Origin of the sequence: Sphingobium anseongense, assembly GCF_037725245.1 — a bacterium.
Lineage (GTDB): Bacteria > Pseudomonadota > Alphaproteobacteria > Sphingomonadales > Sphingomonadaceae > Sphingobium.
On the sequence record NZ_JBBJUL010000008.1, the window covers coordinates 76999 to 95506 of the forward strand.

13 protein-coding genes are annotated in these 18508 nt (G+C 63.6%); 5 read left to right on the forward strand and 8 right to left on the reverse strand.

The window, feature by feature from the left end:
* Positions 1-98 precede the first annotated feature (98 nt).
* The 4 genes from WG908_RS12120 to WG908_RS12135 all read left to right on the forward strand — a co-directional run bounded on the left by WG908_RS12120 (position 99) and on the right by WG908_RS12135 (position 4903).
* Entirely contained in the window at positions 99-2351 is a 2253-nt protein-coding gene (locus WG908_RS12120; protein WP_340186850.1) for a TonB-dependent receptor, read from the forward strand.
* Between the two features lie 23 nt (positions 2352-2374).
* Positions 2375-2506: a hypothetical protein gene (locus WG908_RS12125; protein ID WP_340186851.1), complete on the forward strand. Its 132-nt coding sequence runs from the start codon at positions 2375-2377 to the stop codon at positions 2504-2506.
* A 12-nt stretch (positions 2507-2518) separates the two neighbouring features.
* Positions 2519-4198 (forward strand): AMP-binding protein, encoded by a 1680-nt coding sequence (locus tag WG908_RS12130; protein ID WP_340186852.1) that lies wholly within the window; start codon positions 2519-2521, stop codon positions 4196-4198.
* Positions 4199-4267: 69 nt separating this feature from the next.
* Positions 4268-4903 carry a glutathione S-transferase family protein gene (locus WG908_RS12135; RefSeq protein WP_340186853.1) on the forward strand — a complete coding sequence of 212 codons (636 nt, stop codon included), beginning with the start codon at positions 4268-4270 and terminating at the stop codon, positions 4901-4903.
* 221 nt (positions 4904-5124) lie between these two features.
* Here the strand turns inward: WG908_RS12135 and WG908_RS12140 are convergent, their stop codons facing one another.
* The 4 genes from WG908_RS12140 to WG908_RS12155 are packed head-to-tail and all read right to left on the reverse strand — an operon-like array spanning position 5125 to position 11405.
* The gene (locus WG908_RS12140) at positions 5125-6429 is read right to left on the reverse strand and encodes an aminotransferase class V-fold PLP-dependent enzyme (protein ID WP_340186854.1); all 1305 of its coding nucleotides are present in this window, start codon (positions 6427-6429) and stop codon (positions 5125-5127) included.
* 29 nt (positions 6430-6458) lie between these two features.
* Positions 6459-7706: an MFS transporter gene (locus tag WG908_RS12145; RefSeq protein WP_340186855.1), complete on the reverse strand. Its 1248-nt coding sequence runs from the start codon at positions 7704-7706 to the stop codon at positions 6459-6461.
* Between the two features lie 31 nt (positions 7707-7737).
* Positions 7738-8991, reverse strand: a complete 1254-nt coding sequence (locus WG908_RS12150) for an aminotransferase class V-fold PLP-dependent enzyme (protein ID WP_340186856.1) — start codon at positions 8989-8991, stop codon at positions 7738-7740.
* A gap of 32 nt (positions 8992-9023) precedes the next feature.
* Complete coding sequence (locus WG908_RS12155; RefSeq protein ID WP_340186857.1) at positions 9024-11405, reverse strand: TonB-dependent receptor plug domain-containing protein; 2382 nt, start codon at positions 11403-11405, stop codon at positions 9024-9026.
* Between the two features lie 338 nt (positions 11406-11743).
* Between WG908_RS12155 and WG908_RS12160 the strand changes: the two genes are divergently transcribed.
* Positions 11744-12343, forward strand: a complete 600-nt coding sequence (locus WG908_RS12160; protein WP_340186858.1) for a TetR/AcrR family transcriptional regulator — start codon at positions 11744-11746, stop codon at positions 12341-12343.
* Here WG908_RS12160 and WG908_RS12165 read toward each other — a convergent pair.
* From WG908_RS12165 to WG908_RS12180, 4 genes are all read right to left on the reverse strand, one after another.
* Complete coding sequence (locus WG908_RS12165) at positions 12340-13782, reverse strand: MATE family efflux transporter (protein ID WP_340186859.1); 1443 nt, start codon at positions 13780-13782, stop codon at positions 12340-12342. The genes WG908_RS12160 and WG908_RS12165 overlap by 4 nt on opposite strands.
* A gap of 280 nt (positions 13783-14062) precedes the next feature.
* A complete protein-coding gene (locus WG908_RS12170) occupies positions 14063-14254 on the reverse strand; it encodes a hypothetical protein (protein WP_340186860.1) in 192 nt (63 codons plus the stop codon).
* A gap of 44 nt (positions 14255-14298) precedes the next feature.
* Positions 14299-17451 (reverse strand): efflux RND transporter permease subunit, encoded by a 3153-nt coding sequence (locus tag WG908_RS12175; RefSeq protein ID WP_340186861.1) that lies wholly within the window; start codon positions 17449-17451, stop codon positions 14299-14301.
* Positions 17448-18482 carry an efflux RND transporter periplasmic adaptor subunit gene (locus tag WG908_RS12180; protein ID WP_340186930.1) on the reverse strand — a complete coding sequence of 345 codons (1035 nt, stop codon included), beginning with the start codon at positions 18480-18482 and terminating at the stop codon, positions 17448-17450. Before WG908_RS12180 ends, WG908_RS12175 begins: the two co-directional genes overlap by 4 nt.
* Positions 18483-18508: the final 26 nt, after the last annotated feature.

Genomic DNA, 18508 nt, shown 5'->3' on the forward strand with positions numbered 1-18508 from the left:
GCATTCTCGCGCGGGTCCGGCGGTGTCCGGTTCCAGGCATGAAAAAATAAGAGCTGGCCGGCGCATCGGATCGCCGGCGACATTCGGGGGAGGAAAGCATGAGGAAAATCGGACCGATGGCCGTTGCGCTGGGCGCGATGCTGGCATCGACAAGCTACGCCCAGACGCCGGCAGAAGCCGCCGCCGCCGCCGCGCCGCCGCCCGGCAGCGAAACCGGTGAGATCATCGTCACGGCGCAGCGCAGATCGGAAAGCCTGCAAAACACGCCGATCGCGGTGACGGCCGTGACGGCCGAAGTCGTTCAGCGCCTAGGGCTGAACAGCGCGGTCGACATCGCCGCGGTCACCCCTGGCGCCAGCTTCACGACGACACTCGGCTTCTTCTCTCCGCATATTCGCGGGATCGGCACGGATTTCGTGTCGGTGGGCATAGAAGCCCCGGTCGCGGTCTATGAAGACGGGGCCTATCTGACGCGCACGCTGACCGTGAACGAAATTCTCGACAATTTCGACATCGGCAGCATCCAGGTGCTGCGCGGACCGCAGGGCACGCTCTATGGCCGCAACGCGACCGGCGGCGTCATCATCATCAACAGCGCCGATCCCACCAGCAAGTTCGAGGGGCGGGTGCGCGCGGAATATGGTAATCTGGATCATCAGCAGGTCAATGCGATGATCAACGTGCCGCTGGGTGAGGATCTCGCCCTTCGCGCCACGGGTAGCTACAAGCATGACGACGGTTTCGTCCACAATCTGACCAGGGGCGACGATGTCGGTGGCGGGCGCGTCTACAGTGCCCGGGCCAAGCTGCGCTGGACGCCCGGCAATGCCGACATCGTCCTGGGCGGCCAATATTACAACACGCAATATTCCCTCGGCCCGCTCGCAACGCTCGGACGCAATGATTCGACCTGCTATGCCTGTGTTCTCGTGCCGGGCGTCGTGAGGCCCTCTGTCGGCTTTTACGAGACGGAGAATAATACGACCATTCAGCCGGTGCGAACCGAATATTACGGTGCCAACCTCAGCATGACCTTCGACATGGGCAGCTTCACCCTGTCCAGCACGACGACATTTCGCCGTCAGAAGTCGGTCAACAGTTCGAGCGACTCTGACTATACGCCCTTTCCCCTGTTCGAATTCTCGGTTCCGAAGTCGGGAGGCACATCCTACACGCAGGACCTGCTGGTCACATCGAAACTGGAAGGCCGGTTCAACTATCTGTTCGGCCTCAGCTACCTGCATGACAAGGGCTTCTTCAATCCACGCTTCCTGGGAGTTGCCTTCGGTGGCAACATGGACCCCGATACGGCGCCGGGCTTCGACGACAGCGCAAAGACGCAATCCTACGCCGCTTTTCTGGAAGGCTATTATGACCTGACCGACCAGTTGAAAGTGACGGTCGGTGGCCGCTATACCTATGAAGAGCGCACGGCGCACGGTTTCACCAATGCCGGCTTTGCCGCCCTGTTCGGCATTCCGGGCGCATTCTCGATCGATTTGCGCGACGCCCAACGGGCGTTTACGCCCCGCTTGGTGCTGGCCTGGGACAATGGTCCGACCAATCTCTATTACAGCTTCACGCGCGGTTTCAAGGCGGGCGGCTTCCCGGGGCCGTTCATATTCCCGGTCGAACCTGTGCAGGCGGAGAAAATCTTCAGCCACGAAGTCGGTCTCAAGCAGACGATGTTCGACAACCGTGTCCGCCTCAACGCCGCCGCCTTCTATTTCAAGAACAAGAACCAGCAGGTTCAGACGCTTGATCTGAATTCGGGTGGCACGATTACGGACAATGCGGGCGCGGTCGAAAATTACGGTCTTGAGCTGGAGGCGCAGATCACGCCGACCGAAGGGCTGAACCTGGGCCTAAGCGGCGCGTGGCAGCATGCGCGCTACAAACCGTTTCGCAATGCCGCCCTGGCCTGCTTCGATCCGACCGGCGCGTCCAATCCGACCGCGCCGGGTGCGACACTCTATCCTTGCTTGATCGACGTAACCGGCACCGCGCCGTCCTTCGCCCCGGAATGGACGGGTTCGTTCAACGCCAGCTATGGCTTCGCGATCGGCGACTGGACCGCTTCGCTTTCGGGCATTGCGCAATATCGCTCCTCGATCAACTTCCAGCCGGGCGCCGGCGGCGAACTCCAGGAGGATCGCGACGGTTCCCTTTTCACGGCCAACCTGTCGGGTTATGTCAGCCCGCCGGGAGAGAAGCTGCGCGTCGGCTTCTATGCCAACAATGTGTTCGACAAGGCCTATCAGGCGTTCCGCCAGACCGCTCAGCCCTATGGCGTCTACTATAACGCCGCCAAGCCGCGCACCTATGGTCTGCGTCTGGAATATGCCTTCTAGCTCCGGTGTGGCGAATGTGACATTTGAGCGACCTGCGGAGCCAGGCCGCGCTTGGATGTCACTGTACATTCGCGGGCGGATGTGGCGGCGCGTTCCGGGAGGCGCTGCTGCTGTTCGAACGCATGACCTATGCGGCGGTGAGCGCCGCGGGCTAAAGAGGATTGACCATGACCCCTGCTGAATTGAGCCATGTCGTCGGCGCCACCGAACCGCCGCTGCTGGCCATGACGATCGGGCAGGCGCTGGCGCGCGCGGCGGCCAGCTGGCCCGATCAGCCGGCCCTGATATCGCGACACCAGCATGTGCGTATGACCTGGGCCGAACTGCGGCAGGCGGCTGATGATCTTGCCCTTGGCCTGGCCGCGCTGGGCCTTGCGCCCGGCGACCGGGTCGGCGTCTGGGCGACCAATTGCGCCGAGTGGACGATCGCCCAGTTCGCGACCGCCAGCATCGGCATCATCCAGGTCAACGTCAATCCCGCCTACCGGCTCGCGGAACTGGAATATACGCTGCGCGAGGTCGGGGCGGCCGCGCTCATCTGCTCGGCCAGCTTCAAGACCAGCGATTATCTCGCCATGGTGGAGGAACTGGTGCCCGGCCTGGCGAAATCCGGCGGCATCATCGCCGATGATGCGCTGCCCGCCCTGCGACATGCGATCAAGATCGGCGGCCCGCCACGGCCGGGCTGGATCGACCTTGACGATGTCATGGCGCGTGGCCGCGAAGGCCCCCGTTCCGACCTCGCCACCCTGGCTGCGGGGCTGAACCCTCACGACCCGATCAACATCCAGTTCACCAGCGGTACGACCGGCCTGCCCAAGGGGGCCACGCTGTCGCATCATAATGTGGTGAACAATGCGCATTTCGTCGGCCTCGCCATGGGTCTGCGACAGGGCGACAGGCTCTGCATCCCGGTGCCGCTCTATCATTGCTTCGGCATGGTGATGAGCAACCTTGCCTGTCTCGTGCACGGCGCGACGATGGTCTATCCTTCGGCGGTTTTCGAGCCGGGCGCCGTGCTGGAGGCCATAGAAGCCGAACGCTGCACCGCGCTGCACGGCGTGCCGACGATGTTCATCGCCGAACTGGAGCATCCCGACTTCGGGCGTTACGACCTGTCGTCGCTTCGCACCGGCATCATGGCCGGCGCGCCCTGCCCGATCGAATTGATGACCAAGGTGATGACGCGGATGCACATGCGCGACATCGGCGTGGCCTACGGAATGACCGAGACCAGTCCGGTCAGCTTCCAGACCGCGCTGAGCGACCCGATAGAAAGGCGGGTATCCACGATCGGCCGCGTACAACCGCATCTTGAGGTCAAGATCGTCGATCCCGCGACGGGCGAGACGGTGCCGCGCGGCATCCCCGGCGAACTGTGCACGCGCGGATATGCGGTCATGCTCGGCTATTGGAACGACCCCCGGCGAACGGCCGAGGCGATCAGCGACGGATGGATGCATACCGGCGACCTCGCCGTGATCGACGAGGCCGGATATGGCAGTATCGTCGGCCGGTCGAAGGACATGATCATCCGGGGCGGCGAAAATATCTACCCGCGCGAACTGGAGGAATTCCTGTTCCGGCATGACGCGGTCGAAGATGTGCAGGTGGTCGGGATGCCCGATCCGAAATTTGGCGAGGAGGTGTGCGCGTGCATCCGCCTGCGCGCCGGAGCGGACGTCACCGAACAGGCGATCATCGACTTCTGCCGTGGCCGGATCGCCCATTTCAAGGTGCCCCGATACGTATATTTCGTCGATTCCTTCCCCATGACCGTGTCCGGCAAGGTCCAGAAGCATGTGCTGCGCGAAATGGTCGCCGTCGCGCTGGGGGAACGGCAATGAGCCTGCGGGCAGCGCGGCTGACCATCGCATGGATAGGGCGCGGATGACCGGCGCTACGGAATGCCGGTCATGCTGACGCTCTACCACTGCCGCGAGGCGCGCTCGCTGCGTCCGCTCTGGGCGCTGGAGGAAATGGGCCTTCCCTATCAGCCGGTGCCGCTGCCCTTCCCGCCCAGGGCGCTGGCCAAATCCTATCTGGATATCAACCCGCTCGGAACCGTGCCCTTCCTGACCGACGGTCATGTCCAGATGAGCGAATCCTCGGCCATCTGCCTCTATCTGACGTCACGCCATGGTCCGACGCCGCTCGCATTGACCAGCGCGGAGCCGGATTTCGCGCAGTTTCTCAACTGGCTCTTTTTCAGCGACGCGACCCTCACCTTTCCGCAGACGATCGTCCTTCGATACCGTCAGCTCGAACTGCCCGAACGGCGCGCGGAGCAGGCGGCGGCGGATTATGAGCGGTGGTTCTTCGGTCGCTTGCGCAGGGTCGAAGCGGCGCTGGCCGATCGCGAGTGGCTGTGCGGGGGGCGGTTCACCATCGCCGACATCGCGATTGCCTATGCCCTGTATCTGGGCGATGCGGTCGTCGGCCTGGGCCACGGCTTCGGGCCGAACGTGCGGGCCTATCTGGAACGGGCCTGCGCTCGCCCGGCCTTCGCCAGGGCGATGCAGGTCGATGCCCAGGCGCCCGCCTGGCGCTAGGCAGCGTCGACCGCTGCCAACGCTGTTCTGCTCCCACTCTCAATAGTGCATGCAGGGGTGTAGTCTTTGGGGTGCGAAAACAGCACGCCCCAGTCTTCACCCGCCCATTCGTGAAAGGATAGCAAATCTTAGGTTGAGTCCTGCTGAAAGTCGGGAACAGTGTCATTGAGCTTGACCGACATACATTGTCTCCTGAGGGATGGTTAGAAAAAATAGAGACGTCAAAGCGTTGCGAGGGAATCAACGAGGTAACGGACCTGGGCCTCGCTGGTGTAGATGTGCGGAGATATCCGCAGGGCGTTCAGCGATGCGAATGCAGCGGAATTGACCTTGATCTGGAACCGCTCCCACAAAAGGACGGCGATCTCATCGGCGGACCGGTCTTCGCCTACATGAAAGGCCGTGAGCGCGGCTGCCCGACCTGGCAAACGGGGGGTCAGCACGCGGCCCCAACGGATTTCGTCCAGCCCGTCGCGCATCAGCCGCGACAGATAGTCCAGCCGGTCATGGAACACGTCTTCGCCGATGGTCTCGTAGAAGTTGATCGCTTCGAGAAACCCCATCTCGGAAGCAAGGTTCTTGGGCCCATGATTGTCCAGCTTGCGCGCGGTTTTGCGCCATCCAGACGGCGTGCCGGGCACATGCGCCGGCCCGGCAATCGGCCAGACCCGGTCGATGATGCGCTTGCTGAAGAAGGTGAAGCCGGCGCCGGGTCCACCCAATATCCATTTGTGGCTGGGCGCCGCGAGATGGTCGATGCCGCTGTCCACCACATCGATCGGCAGCGCGCCGAACGCCTGGGCGGCATCGACCGATACGATCAGGTCATGACGATGCCCAAGTTCCGCCAGCGCCTTGACCGGCATGCGGAAGCCGGCGCGATAATTGACCCAGTTGAGGAATAGAATGCGCGTGCGGGACGTGATCGCGGCTTCATATTTGGCAATGATGTCCGCGTCGGAGCCGGGTTCCGCGCTTAGATCGACGAAGACCAGCTTGACCCCATGGCGGCGCGTCAGGTTGAGAAACGATTGGAAGGCGGTGAAATGATCGTGGCGATCGAGGATGATCTCGTCGCCCTCCTGCCAGTCGAGGCCCTGGGTGAGCAGGTTGATGCCCTCGGTCGTGCTGCGCGTCAGGGCGATCTCGTCGGGATCCGCATTGACAAGCGCGGCGGTGCGGGCGCGGACCTGTTCGAGGAGTCCGGTCGCAGCACTGTCCTGAGGATAGCTGGCCAGATGGCGCTGCCAGCGCTTTTGCGCTTCCAGCACGATCCGGGGCGGGGGGCAGTAAGTGCCGTTGTTGAAGAAGGTGACGCCGTTGACGATGTCAAACTGGGAGCGGATGCGGTTCCAGTAGGCAGCATCGGGGCCGCCTTTGGGGGGCGCGAACGCGCTGCGATCGGTCGCAAAGCCACCGTCGAGGATCGCATAGGCGCCGACCTGTTCGAGCCGTATGATCGGCGGCAGCTCCTTTTCGGGCGGGGTGTCGCGCAGGATGACGCGATCGAGCAAAGCCTGGGTCATAATAGCTGTCCTTTCTGGGGCGGTGCGGCTTATCGGGCTGCGAGTTCGAACGTGGGGCTACGGTGCGTCCGCTTGGTGCCGATCGCGAAATAGCTGTTCGCCGCGATGAAGAAGAAGGCGACGAAGGCGATCAGCGCGCCGTTGTAGCTGCCGGTCCGGTCATAAACCTGGCCAAGCAGGGTCACGCCGAAGGCGCTGGCCAGGAACATCGCAGTGAACATGACGCCTGAGATCGCGGAATAGCTTTTGAGCCCGAATTCGCGGGCGATGAAGAAGGGCAGGATGTCGCTCTCGCCGCCATTCTGGATGCCCACGATCGCAATCGCGAGCGCTGCGACCGCGAAGCTCGGCGCAGGGAGCGCGATCAGCATCGCAAGGCCGATGGCGGGCACCAGCGTCACCGCGAAGGCGACATGGTAGGGCGGCAGGCGATCGAGCAGGAACCCCGCTCCGACCCGACCGATGACGACCGCGCCCGAGTAAAGCGACAGGAACAGTGCTGCGTCGGCGGTGGTGAAGCCGTTGTCCATGACCAGTGGCGTCAGTTGGCTGAGGAAACCCTGGGCGGGCGCGGTGCAGAACAGGACCGCGACCAGCAACAGCCAGAAAGCACGAGTCCTTGCCGCCTCCTTGAGAGTGGGACCCGCATCGCCGGGCCGGTCCGCCAACTGGTCGCCCCGTGGTGGCTCACGCAGGGTGGCTAGAACGATCGGCAGGCCGACCAGCGCAACCAGAGCCGACAAAGCGACATAGCCTGCCCGCCAACCGAATTCGGCGATGATGTAATGGACGACAAATGGGGCGATCATCGCCATCAGCGGAATGCCGCAGGCGGTCAGGCCCAGGGCCAGGCCACGATTGGTGACGAACCAGCCGGTCAAGGACTTGGCGAAGACGGGCCCGGAATTGGCCGGCGCGGCGATCAGCATGCCGGCCATCAGAAAGGCCAGCGCGACGAGACTTCCGCTGAGCGAGGCGTAGCCAAGATAGAGCATTGCCACCATCAGCGCGCCGAGTGTCGACATGACCCGCACGCCGAAGCGGTCGATCGCCCGCCCGATGAAGGGCGCGGCCAGCACCCCCGCGCAGCCGATCCCCTGCGCCGTTGCGATCTCGCCGCGTGTCCACCCGAAAGCCGCTTGCAGGCTGGGAATGAACAGGCTCGAGATATAGGTGTAGAGAGCAATGCCGGTGCCGTTCCCGACGGTCGCGCCGAGCGCGAGGCGCCAGTGCTGCCGCCATTCGGAAGAGGCAATCCTGGGAGAGATACTGGTCATGGGACAGGTCTCGTCGTCACGGGGTTGGCTTTCAGGCGGCGCTGAGGCGGGCAAGCGCCGCGACCGCGCGGTCGATGTCGTTCAGGCTGTTGTGGATGTGGGGCGACGCGCGCAGCCGGGCGTTGGCACCTTCACCGACCAGGCCGATGCGGACATTGTCCCGCCGCAGCAACTGCTCCTGCACGTCCCGCGCGCCGTGGCCATCGACCGTGAACACCGTCAGAGGACTTGCGGCGGCATCGTCGGCGCCATTGAGCAAGCGGACGGCGGGGAGGCCGGCAAAGGCTTCTCTCAGGTAGGCCGAAAGCTCCAGCAAGCGGGTCTCAATCGAGCCACGCCCGACGGCGTTCTGCCATCCGACCGCAGCGGCGAAACCCAACAGGAACGGGATGTTCTTCTGCCCCGCATTGCGATCGAGCCTGCGGGCGCTCTGGTCGAAGATCGAGGTCGACTTGGGGTCGTAACCGCCGCCCACGGTCGGCCAGATGAGCCGCTGGATATCGCGACGATAATAGGCAAAACCGCCGCCATGGCCGGCAGCCGCCCATTTGTGACCCGGCGCTGCGGCGAAATCGACGCCAAGATCGCGCACCGAGAATTGCAAGGCCCCGAAGGACTGGCTGGCGTCGAGCGCAACCAGCGTGCCGTTCGCATGGGCGAGTTCCGCCAGCGCGCGTATCGGAAGCCGCCTGCCTGTCCAGGCGTTGATGTGTGAAAGGATCATCAGGCGGGTGCTTGTCGTGAGGCTAGCAGAATAGCGGGAAACGATCTCGGCGTCCGCCAGCACCTCGCCCCCCATCCCTGCGTCCACGGCACGCACGCCATAGCGCGCGCTCAGGGTCTCGATGATTCCGACGATGCTGGGATGATCGCCGCGATCATAGAGAATCTCGTCGCCGCGATGCCAGTCGAAGCCGTAGAGCAGCAGGCTGAACCCGTCGGTGGCGCTGCGCGTCAGGGTGATTTCGTTCTCCGATGCGCCGATCACCTGGGCGACGTCGCCACGAACCGGCTCAAGTTCGCCAAGTCGCATGGGATTGGCCGGATTGGCGGAGAGTTGATGCTGCCAGCGTTCCTGCGTTTCGAGCACGAGGCCTGGTGGCGGCGAATAGGATGCGTTGTCGAGATAGGCCGTGCCACCCCCGATCGTGAATTGCGGGCGCAGACGGTCCCAAAAGGCGGCGTCGCGTTCCCCGGCCTGACGCGGAATGTCGCCGATATCGGCGATCAGGGTGGGAGAATGCGCTGCATAGCCGCGCATGGCGCTGTTGGCGTTCGTTGCCATCGATGTTTCTCCTGAAAGCTGAGGGGCCGGCATCAGAAATCCACGCCGAGCCGGACAAAATAGCGGCCGCCATCGGCCTCATAAGGACGGTAGATCGGATATCGCGCACCCAGCGATGCCAGCCGGAGTTCGCGGTCGGGGTAGTTGTTCAGGAAGTTCTCGACGCCGACCGTTGCCTTGATCGCTGGCGTGACAGCATAGCTGACGCTGGCGTCCAGAAATGCCTCGCTGCCAAAGCGCTGGTTGATCGCAACATTGTCGAAGAAGGGCTGCGTCCATGCGCTTGCCCAGGTTCCGCGCAAGGTCGCCTGGATCCTGCCGTGCGTAGCGTCGATCGTGAACGACGCCTTGTGATGCGGCAGCCGGTCTTCCAGTGCTTGCCGGCGCAGGGGAGACACCACGCCCGGGTTCGAGCCTGTGATCCTGGTCTTGTTGTAATTGTAGAGCGCCGTCAGGCCGATCGTCGTTTCGGCATTCACGGGGATTTCGTAGGACAGGACAGCGTCGACGCCTTGGGTTCGGGTAATGAACCCGTTCACATAGAAATTGAACGTGTCCAGTCCCTGCGCCAGGGTAACGCCCGATGCGACCAGATCGGCTCGCTCCTGCGGCGTCAGCGTGAAGTTGGCGGAGATACCGAGGCGGTCCTTGACCCGGATATTATAGTAATCGACGCTGAGGTTTGCCCGCCGGGAGATCGCGTAGGTGAAACCCCCGCTGATGTTGACCGATCGCTCTGGCTTGAGCGCCCTGCCACCGCGCAGGATGGCGACCGGATTGATAGAGGGGATCGTTCCACGCGTGATGATCACGCTGCCATCGGGCGACGGCTGTTGACCGGTGTTGGTGAGGTTCGCCTGCCCCGGGGTTGGCGCCCTGAAGCCTGTGCTGAACGCGCCGCGCAGCGCCAGCCCGCGTACAAGTTCATATCGGGTCGCGATCTTGCCGGTCCAGGCGGAGCCCGCGTCGGAATAGTCATCGAACCGGCCAGCGACATCGACTTCCCATGACTTGGTGATTTGAGCATCGACATCGACATAGGCGGCGACGCTATGGCGACCGAACGTGCCAGCTTGTGTCGGATCGGTGCCGAAAAAACCATTGGACCCGCCGGGATAGCCAAAGGCGGCACCAGGCCCGAGCGCATAGGATGCCGGCTCCCCAGTTCCGGCACGGTAGCGCTCGTGCCGATACTCGCCACCAAACGCCACGGTCAGTGGCTGTGACAGGCCTATTTCAGGCTGCCATGTGAGATCCAGGTTTGCGCCATATTCCGATTGCGACTTGCTGCCGGCGAAGAAGCTCGTAGGCGAGTCAGGCCCCAAAGAGGCGTTGATCGTGTTGTCGATATTGTAGCGGATCCGATTACGGCCATATCGACCACTCAAATCCCAGGCGAAGTTGTCCGAAAGCTTGCCCTTCAGGCCTGCTACAAGGTCAATATCCTTGCTGCTTGCCTGGAAATTGGGGGTGAAGCCGCCGGGATAGACGGAGCGCAACGTCCAGTCTCCCCAGATTGGAAGCGGGTTGAAGAAGCCCGTCGTCTCCGGGTTCCGCCAAATGAAATCGTTGGCGCCTTTGCTGGTGCTGTAGCTACCGAAGGAATAGAGGCTGACATCATCTGTGAGGTCGAAGTGGGCGTTCACGAAACTGCGGTAATTTCGCAGTTTCGGTTGGCCGATCCGCTGTACCGGATCCCGTATGGCATCTTGGTAAAAGGCAGCACTCCCGTAGAGGCCGCCGTTGTCGACCAGTGCCTGGGCGGCGAGGTTCTGGTCGTTGCGGGCGGTGCGGGCATTATCGGTGAATTCAAGGCTGAAGTTGATGGCGCCGCGATCGCCCAATGGCAGCCCGGCGTTGATCCCGAACTGATAATTTTCGCCGTCGCCGGCATAATATTGGCCTGCCTGCGCATAAGCGCGCACGCCGGGCCGGTCGTCGAGGATGAAATTGACGACGCCGGCGATGGCGTCCGATCCATATTGCGCGGAAGCGCCATCCCGCAAAACCTCGACCTGCTTCAATGCGACGGACGGGATCTGCGCGATGTCGACCGCTTGCGCGCCAAGCTGCGAGACGTCGATGAAGGCAGAGCGATGCCGCCGCTTTCCGTTGACCAGAACGAGCGTGTGGTCGGGTGACAGGTTACGCAACGTAGCCGATCGAAAGAAAATGTTCCCGTCGGCGACCGTGTTGCGCTGGACCTGATAGGACGGAATGAGCCGCGTCAGCTTGTCGTTGAGATCCGACGAGGGCACCGTTTCAAGCGCCTTGGCTGGAATCACGTCGATGGGGGAAAGAGACTCGGCCGCCGTGCGATCGGACCGCCGCGTGCCGGTGACAATGATGTCGTCCTGCGTATCGGCGCTTGCGTCACTAGATGCATTGGCGGCGTGAGCTATGCCGCCGCTCAAGGGCAGCCACGCAGCGGAAAGCAAGAGAAGGAGGCGTGAACAATCAAACGAGGTTGTTTTGGAAAAACTCATATTTCCCCCGGTGGCGCGTGCGTCGTGAGACCCTGCGCTTCATCGTGAGCGCTTTGGCAGTATGGCCATAATGTCAAAGCGCTCACGATGTCTACTGAATTAGTAGTGAATAAAAATTGTTGAGCTTGAAAGGGTTACTTCGCCGATCGGACGTACGACCGGCTTCGCGATCTAGCGAACAGGGCTGTTGCTTGGCCGGGGCGCGAAGCTGCGCTAGGCAGTCTGGACTTCAACCCGATGGACTTGCGAGGCTAAGACAGCGACCGATGGTACGATATAGCCCGGAACATAATGAAGCGATCCGTAAGAAAATCGTGGAGGTAGCCTCGTTCAGGTTTCGCAAGGACGGCATCGGCGCGGTCGGTCTGGCGCCTCTGATGAAGGAAGCGGGCCTCACGCACGGAACATTCTACACGCATTTCAAGTCGAAGGACGATCTCGTCGCGGCAACTGTCGCGGAACTGAACCGCGAACGGCTCGAGGCGATTGGTGCAACTCTTGAGCGGCCCAATGGCGTTGAGACGTTCCTGCGCTCCTTCCTGAGCGAGGGCCACCGCGACAACTTTTCCGCAGGTTGCCTCAACGCCAGTATCGTGGGCGAGATTGCACGGGAGAGCGAGGTGGTGCGAGCGGTCTATACCCAGGGCACGTCTGACCTTGTGGATATGCTGGCCCTGCGCCTCGAACGCTTTGAGACGGACGAGCGGCGGCAGGCGGCAATCGCGCTGCTGGCCATGATGACCGGCGGCATCCAGTCCGCGCGTGCCGTATCCGATCCTACCTCATCGGCGGAAATCCTCGACAGCACCTTTGCCATGGCCATGCTGTTCGCGCTTGGCGAAGAGGCGGTGCGCCAGCCTGGCTAGGATCGGGCTCTTCCGGATTTTCCTTCAGGTTGGCGCCAAACCGCACCCGATTGCACCGCTGCGATGCAGATGCCGGCATAGACCACAATGCCCAGGGCAGTCGCGACGCCTAGCGCAGCGAACCCCTGCCCGAGCCGGTCGACGGCGATCCAGCCCACACCTGCGGCACAGATGAGACGCGCCGTCACCCCCATGGCCGGCCAGAAAGAATGCCCGGCGCCTTGGGCTGCGAAGCTGAGGATGAACGCAATGGCCATGACCGGATAGAATGGGCCGGTGATATGCAAATAGGCCTTGCCCTCGGCGAGCACCTGCAGATCCGAGGAAAAGAGGCCCAGCCAGATATGCGGCCAGATCGCGAAGAAGATACCGGGTAGCCCGGTCAGCACCATGCCGACAGCCGCTCCGGTCCATGCGATCCGGTTTGCCCGCTCGATGTTTCCCGCGCCCGCGTTCATCCCCACCATCGTGAGAACCGCAGACGCCAGCCCGAACAGGACCGGCACCATCATCGAATCGAGACGCGATGCGATGCCATAAGCCGCCAGCGCGCCGACACCAAATCGGGCCGCAAGTCCGGTCAAGGCGACCGACATCAGGCTGGCCTGGAGGGCGTTGAGCGAACTGGGTATGCCGACACCGAAGATGTCGGAGAAAATGGTTTTGTCGGGCCGGAATTTGGCTCCGCCGGAAGCGGCCCGCGACTGAAGCCATGCGCGCAGGAGAGCAAGTGTAGCGCCCGCCTGGTAAATCACCACCGCCGTCCCTGCGCCGGCGATACCCATGGCCGGGATCGGCCCGAAGCCGAAAATAAGCGCGGGAGATGCGGGGATCATGAAAGCCGCTCCGATCAGCGATATACGCGCGGGAAGCATGGCGTTGCCGCTACCGCGAAACGCGGCTCCGAGAAGATTGCTGACCCACAGGAAAGCGACGCCGGCAAAGATGATGTTGGAGTAGCTGAGCGCTGCTGCCAGCGCTTTGCCTTCTCCACCCAGGGATCGATAGATCGTCGGCCCGGCCAAAAGCATGATGGTGCTGAAGCATAGGCCAACCGCTAACGCCGCAACTACGGCATGGGCAAAGATTCGCTGCACGTCATGCAGGCGGCCCGAACCTATTGCGCGCGCGACCGCTGAGGAAACTCCGCTGCCGAGCCCGCCCGCCGACATGGTCGTCATGAGCATATAAAAAGGGAACACGAGAGAGGCACCCGCCAGTGCGTCGGTGCCAAGTCGGCCGATATAGAACACCTCCGCTACGCCAACCCCGATCTGCGCCAAAATCACCGTCATGGTTGGCAGCGCCAGCGCGATCAACGGTCTGAGAACCGGGCCGTCTAACATTCCAGCCACGGGTGACTTTCCCGTGGATGTGGCCCGCTGGCTATCGGGGCTGTCCTCTTTTGCTGATGAAGGTCGGGAGCGCAGCGTTGTCATGAGGTTCCTAAGATCCGAGGCCAGATAGATCTATTGCATTATAATCATAAGGCAATGATTCATGATTATGGGAGCGCGTGCGGAGACGCGCACGCCGGATCCGCAATCATGGCACTGAAGGTCGCTTCACAGGTCACTTTGCCCGCCACACTTGCTTCGCCACAGAATTTGCTGACGCGTGCGCGCCGCTGGATGAAGCGCGTTTCAAATCGAGAAGGACGCCCGGCGATACCCTCCGCGACCAGCAGTGGATCGTCGGTCTCGGCCTTGCGTCGCATGTCTAGGAAAGCCGGTGCGGAGACTGTTCCTGCGCCGCCGGCAAACCTGCCTCAGTGCGAGCGATGCGTTTTTCCAGCCCCGCGATCCAACGCCGCTGCTCCTCGACGGGATCATATTCCGCCGCCCAGGCGAGCGCTTCAAAATAGCGCCCGACCCTGGACCATGCGCTCCGCAGCGCTTCCATTACAGCCATGGAACGTCTCCTGAGAGATGAGACCCTGCTGGTGGGGACAATGCTCATGCCGGGCGCTCCCGGTGCGTCACGGTGTCCGCAGCGGACGTCGTCGCCGATTGACCGTCGTCAAATGGCGGCGTGATGCGATACCAGAGCGCATAGAGGGCGGGCAGGAACAGCAGGGTCAGGACCGTCCCGCCGAGCGTGCCACCGATCAGCGTTACCGCCATCGACCCCCAGAACACCGAGCTGATGAGCGGCACGAACGCCAGCACGGCGGCGAGCGCGGTCAGGATGACGGGCCGCGATCGCTGCACCGTCGCCTCGACCACCGCGTCGAACGGCGTGAGGCCCGCGCGCTCATTGTCGTGGATCTGGCCCATCAGGATCAGCGTGTTGCGCATCAGGATGCCGGCGAGCGCGATCAGCCCCAGAATCGCGTTGAACCCGAAGGGCTGGCCCGTCAGCAGCAGGATCGGCACCACGCCGACCAGGCCGAGCGGCGCGGTCAGAAGGACGATCCACATCGCCGACAGGCTGCGCACCTGCAGGATGATGACGACCATCATCAGGACGATCATGATCGGAAAGATCGGGGCGAGCGCCGCATTGGCCTTGCCCGCTTCCTCGATCGAGCCGGCCATGTCGACATGATAACCGGCCGGCGACTCCTTGATGATCGGTTGCAGCTTCTTCATCATGGCGGTGGACACGTCGGGCGGCTGTAGCCCGTCGGCGATGTCGCCACGCACAGTGATCGTCGGCACCCGGTCACGGCGTTGGAGGATGGGATCCTCCATGCGCACTTCCATCCGGCCGATCTGGCTGACGGGCACGCGCTGGCCCTGTGCGCCGGTCAGCGTAAAATCGCCGATGCGCGCGGGATCGAGGCGATCCATGCCCGTCGAGCGCACGACGACATCGACGGTGCGGATGTCTTCGCGGGCTTGGCTGACGGTGACGCCGGTGAGCAGGAATTGCAACTGCTGAGCGACGTCGCTCGATGTGAGACCAAGGGCGCGCAAGCGATCCTGATCGAGCACGAAGTGCAGCGAGGGTGCCTGGTCGCCCCAGTCGCTGTTGACCGTGCGCATCATCGGGTCGGCCTGCAGGACGTCCTGGACCTTGGCCGCAATGGTGCGAACGGTGGCGATATCCGGTCCTCCGACGCGAAATGCGACGGGGAAGGGCGAATAGGGTCCGAACACGAGTTGGGTGGCACGGACACGGGCGGTCGGGGCGAGGCCATCTGCGGCCGCCTGACGCAACCGGACCTTGAGCGCGTCGCGCGCTTCCTCATCCGGCGTGCGCACGATGATCTTGGCGAAGGAGGGATCGGGCAATTCGGGCGAGAGCGACATGAAGAAGCGCGGCGCACCCTGGCCGACATAGGTGGTGACGACTTTCGCCTCTGGCTGCTTGCGCAGCCAGGCTTCGACCCGCTCGGCCGCCTTTTGCGTCTGCGCGATCGCAGTGCCCTTGGGCATCTGCACCTCGACCAGCACTTCGGGCCGGTCGGACGCGGGGAAGAACTGCTTCTTGACCAGCGGCATGCCGGCCCCGGCGATGAGGAACGCGCCCAGCGTCGCTAGCGCCACCAGCTTCTTGCGGCGCACAGCCGAACCGATGAGCCTTCGCACCTTCTGATAGCGGGGCGTCTCGTAAATCGCGGCATGCCCGCCTTCGACGGGCTTCATATCGGGCAGCAGCTTGACGCCCATATAGGGGGTGAAGATGACCGCCACGAACCACGAGGCGATGAGGGCAAAGCCGACGACCCAGAAGATGTTGCCGGCATATTCGCCGGCGGTCGACTGCGCGAACCCGACCGGCATCAGGCCGATGACCGTCAGCAGCGTGCCCGCGAGCATGGGCGCGGCAGTGTGGCTCCAGGCATAGGCCGACGCCTTGATGCGGTCATAGCCTTCCTCCATCTTCACCACCATCATCTCGATGGCGATGATCGCGTCGTCGACGAGGAGACCGAGCGCGAGGATCAATGCGCCCAGCGTGATGCGGTCGAGCACGCGGCCGGTCGCCCACATGATGACCAGCACCACCGCCAGCGTCAGCGGCACGGCGGCGGCGACGATGATGCCCACCCGCCATCCCAGGCTGATGAGGCTGACGATCATCACGATCGCAAGCGCCTCGAGGAAGGTGTGCATGAACTGGTCGACGGCTTCGCTGATGTTCACCGACTGATCGGTGACAGACGTGAGCGTCATGCCGACCGGAAGCTCGGCGGCGATCTTGGCGGTCTCTTCCTTGAGCGACTTGCCCAGGTCCAACCCGTTCCATCCTTCGCGCATCACGACGCCGAGCAGCAAAGCCGGTTCGCCTTCGCTGCGGACGAGGAACGTGGCAGGGTCTTCGTAGCCGCGATCCACTTTGGCGATGTCCGACAGGCGCAGCGTCCTGCCGCTCGCGACGATGGGTACATCACGGATCCTCGACAGGTCATCGAAAGCGCCATCCAGGCGCACGACCGTCTGCTGGCCCTTGGTCTCGATCGAGCCGGCGGGCGTGATCAGGTTCTGGCTGGCGAGCGCGGTGAAGATGTCGCGGGGCGACACGCCCAGCGTGGCAAGCCGTTCTTGCGCGAACTCGACATAGATTCGTTCGGCCCGCTCGCCGACGATGTTGATCTTGTTGACGCCCGGCACATGGAGCAGCCGCTGGCGCAGGGCTTCGGCCTCACGGGCGAGATTGCGCTGCGGCTCGCCCCTGGCCTTGAGCGCATAGAGGGCAAAGGTGACGTCGCTATATTCGTCGTTGACAAAGGGGCCGACGACGCCTTGCGGAAGCTGCGCGGCTTCGTCGCCCAGCTTCTTGCGCGCCTGATAGAATTGCTCCTGCACTTCGCGCGGCGGTGTCTGGTCGCGCAGCGTCAGCGTGGTGAAGGCGAGGCCTGGGCGAGTGAAGGTCTCGCTGCGATCATACCAGCGCAGCTCCTGCAGCCGCTTCTCCAGCGGTTCCGCGACCTGATCCTGCATCTCCCGCGCGGTGGCGCCGGGCCATGCCGTCACCACGGTCATGACCTTGATGGTGAAGCTCGGATCTTCGGCGCGCCCCAGGCTCAGGAACGAAAAGATGCCCGCGCCGACAATGGCGATCAGGAAGAACAGGGTGACGGATTTCTCGCGGACCGCGAGCGCGGAGAGGTTGAAGCCACGCTTCTCGGGCGCGGAAGCCTCAGGACCGCGCTCGCTCATCGCGCCGCTCCGGCCACGGGGGCCGCGATACGGACGGCCTGACCCTGATGCAGCATGTGGGCGCCCATCGCCACGAACCGCTCGCCGGCCTTGAGGCCCGATGAGAGGGTGGCGGTCTCTTCCGCGACACCTGAAATGCGCACGGGCCGCCATGTAATCGTCGCGGGGGAACCGGGCTTGATGATCCAGACGCCCGGCCCCTTGCCGGCATCGCGGATCGCGCCCAGCGGCACGACCGTCGTGGCACTCTCGCCCGGCTGCGTCAGGGCGACCGTCACGGTCGAGCCGAGCGGCGCCCGGGCAGCCGCTCCGTCGAGTACATAGCGCGCCTCGAATGTCCGGGTCGCCGGATCGGCCGCGTCCGAAAGCTGCCGCAAACGCGCCGTTCCCTCTTCACCGCCATAGGTGCGTGCCTGGGCCGTAGAGCCGATCGCCGGCCGCACCGTTTCGGGCAATTGCACCAGCGCCTCGCGCGGACCGGAACGGGCCAGCCTCACGACGATCTGGCCTGCGGTGACGACCTGACCGGGTTCGGCGAGCGTTTCCACGACGGTGCCGTCGGCGTCCGCCACGAGCAGGGAATAACTGGCTTCGTTGCGCGAGACACGGGCTTGCGCCTCCGCCGCCGCGAGCTGCGCGCGGGCCGAATCGGCGGCTGCCCTTGCCTGATCGTAGGTGGAGGCGGACACGGCCCCAGCGCCGACGAGATCGCGAAGACGCCGCTCGTCCGCCGCCGTCTGCGAGGCACGCGCGCGGGCGGATACTACCGTTTGCTGGGAAGCTCGCGTCGCGAGGGCGAGGTCGGTCTGGTCGATCCGCATCAGCGGTTGGCCACGATGAACCACCTGCCCTGCCTCGACGAGGCGCTCGATGACCTTGCCGCCAACCCGAAAGCCAAGATCGCTCTGCACGCGCGCGGCCACGATCCCTGTAAATTCCCGGTGGGCGTCATCTTGCGATGCCGGCGTCATCACCCGCACCAATGGTGGCTTCGTCCGGGGATCGCCCTCAGCCTTGTGGCAAGCGGCCATGGGCAATGAGAGTGCGAAAGCGGACA

Coding starts and splice junctions, on each gene's coding strand:
- WG908_RS12120 (WP_340186850.1), top strand. CDS start 99: ATGAGGAAAATCGGACCGATGGCCGTTGCGCTGGGCGCGATGCTGGCA.
- WG908_RS12130 (WP_340186852.1), top strand. CDS start 2,519: ATGACCCCTGCTGAATTGAGCCATGTCGTCGGCGCCACCGAACCGCCG.
- WG908_RS12135 (WP_340186853.1), top strand. CDS start 4,268: ATGCTGACGCTCTACCACTGCCGCGAGGCGCGCTCGCTGCGTCCGCTC.
- WG908_RS12140 (WP_340186854.1), bottom strand. CDS start 6,429: ATGACCCAGGCTTTGCTCGATCGCGTCATCCTGCGCGACACCCCGCCC.
- WG908_RS12145 (WP_340186855.1), bottom strand. CDS start 7,706: ATGACCAGTATCTCTCCCAGGATTGCCTCTTCCGAATGGCGGCAGCAC.
- WG908_RS12150 (WP_340186856.1), bottom strand. CDS start 8,991: ATGGCAACGAACGCCAACAGCGCCATGCGCGGCTATGCAGCGCATTCT.
- WG908_RS12160 (WP_340186858.1), top strand. CDS start 11,744: ATGGTACGATATAGCCCGGAACATAATGAAGCGATCCGTAAGAAAATC.
- WG908_RS12165 (WP_340186859.1), bottom strand. CDS start 13,782: ATGACAACGCTGCGCTCCCGACCTTCATCAGCAAAAGAGGACAGCCCC.
- WG908_RS12170 (WP_340186860.1), bottom strand. CDS start 14,254: ATGGCTGTAATGGAAGCGCTGCGGAGCGCATGGTCCAGGGTCGGGCGC.
- WG908_RS12175 (WP_340186861.1), bottom strand. CDS start 17,451: ATGAGCGAGCGCGGTCCTGAGGCTTCCGCGCCCGAGAAGCGTGGCTTC.
- WG908_RS12180 (WP_340186930.1), bottom strand. CDS start 18,482: ATGGCCGCTTGCCACAAGGCTGAGGGCGATCCCCGGACGAAGCCACCA.